General features: G+C 53.8%; 3 protein-coding genes. 2 read left to right on the top strand and 1 reads right to left on the bottom strand.

The window, feature by feature from the left end; all coding sequences use genetic code 11:
* The coding region (locus MA04_RS21665; RefSeq protein WP_262462834.1) for a PAAR domain-containing protein at window positions 1–445 on the bottom strand (445 nt) is incomplete at its 3' end.
* A gap of 278 nt (window positions 446–723) precedes the next feature.
* Here MA04_RS21665 and MA04_RS21660 point away from each other — a divergent pair.
* Together MA04_RS21660 and MA04_RS21655 are read left to right on the top strand one after the other, a co-directional pair.
* On the top strand, window positions 724–1,026 hold the full coding sequence (locus MA04_RS21660; RefSeq protein ID WP_262462832.1) for a type II toxin-antitoxin system RelE/ParE family toxin: 303 nt from the start codon (window positions 724–726) through the stop codon (window positions 1,024–1,026).
* Window positions 1,023–1,322: an addiction module antidote protein gene (locus tag MA04_RS21655; protein WP_063139984.1), complete on the top strand. Its 300-nt coding sequence runs from the start codon at window positions 1,023–1,025 to the stop codon at window positions 1,320–1,322. The genes MA04_RS21660 and MA04_RS21655 overlap by 4 nt, the downstream gene beginning before the upstream one ends.
* The last annotated feature ends 157 nt before the right edge of the window (window positions 1,323–1,479 follow it).

Below are 1,479 nucleotides of genomic sequence, written 5' to 3'. Positions count from 1 at the left end.
ACGCATGCACCGATTTTAGGGGATGGTTACAAAAGGGGGGCGAATTCCGGTCGAACAGCGCGGAAGAGACAGAGGAGACGGCCGTAGCAGAGGCGCCAATCACAGCCTTGGAAATGCCGGGAAGGGTAGCCAGGGCGGCGGCTACATCGTTGACGTTGGTGGTGGCCTGTTTGGGGGCTCCGGTTGATGCCCCCGTAGTCGCTTGGCTGGATATAAGCCTAGCGCCGCAATCGGTTGCACTGCCATGCACCGCTGCCGGTTGGCCATCGATCTGAATGGTGGGGTCACCGGTGATAATTCGGGTTAGTCGCTTACATTTTGGGCAAATCACGGTATCACCGATGCGGGCGATGCCCTTGCCTTCCACATCCGCCGTAACCGACGCGCTGGTCACTGTGCCGCCGTGATCCGTTTTGTCACCGAGAAGAATAAAAGAGGCCCACATACCACTTCCTTGTTGATCATTTATTAACCGTCCTGGCTGTAGGGAAAGAGCATAGCAAAGAGAGGATCAAGTGACGACACTACTCCTTGCTAGTGTGGAGTAATGCGCCTTTTAATTTAGGAAAAATATTTAAAAACAAGAAGCTATGGGTTTTTAGGATTGGGCTCTAGTCGGGAAGAGGCTCTCCTCCTCTGTATCCCTCCCTCTTTATGCGGGACTAACCGTTCGACTGGTTTTCTGAGCTTGCTCTTTTTTGTATACTGTGGTATACATTTGGTATGAAGACGATTCTAACTACCCCTGAGTTCGATACCTGGCTTCGCCGTCTTCGTGACAAGCAAGGTAAGGCCCGAGTCAATGCGCGAATCCGGCGAGTAGCACTAGGAAACCTAGGGGACATCAAGTCTGTCGGTGGGGGCGTCAGCGAGCTACGCATCCACACCGGGCCGGGCTACCGGGTGTACCTAACCATCCGGGGGTTAGAGGTGATCATTCTCCTTGTTGGCGGTGACAAGAGCACGCAGAGCAAGGACATCAAGGCCGCGAAGGCGCTGGCTGACCGATATCTGGAGGAGTTATGACCGAGCACAAATTGAAACCTTGGGATGCCTCCGATCATCTGGAGGACCGGGAAGACATGATCCTCTATCTCAACGCCTGTATCGAAGAAGATCCAGGGGATGGTTCTCTCATTCGAGCAGCGCTGAGTGACATCGCACGTGCTCAGAATATGTCACGCCTGGCCGACGAGACAGGCATGACCCGTGCGGGCCTCTATAAAGCACTGTCACCGGAAGGCAATCCGGGCTTTGATACGATGCTGAAGATCACTCGTGCGCTGGGGCTTTCGCTCCACTTTGATCAGCATGCCCACTAAGGCCTGTAGTGTCGAAATGGTGTCGAGGCTTCCGTGTGGGTGAGGGCAAGACAGTGCTAGTGACCATTTATAAATTCCATGAAAATCAGTGAGTTGTGTAGTGATGTGGTGGTCAGAGCCATAGCGCCATAAGGTTCGATTCCCTTCACCCGCTCCA

This window comes from Alloalcanivorax balearicus MACL04 (assembly GCF_025532145.1).
GTDB classification, from domain to species: domain Bacteria; phylum Pseudomonadota; class Gammaproteobacteria; order Pseudomonadales; family Alcanivoracaceae; genus Alloalcanivorax; species Alloalcanivorax balearicus.
Note: the sequence above shows the minus strand (reverse complement) of the source record. Positions and strands in the feature narration are given on the sequence as shown.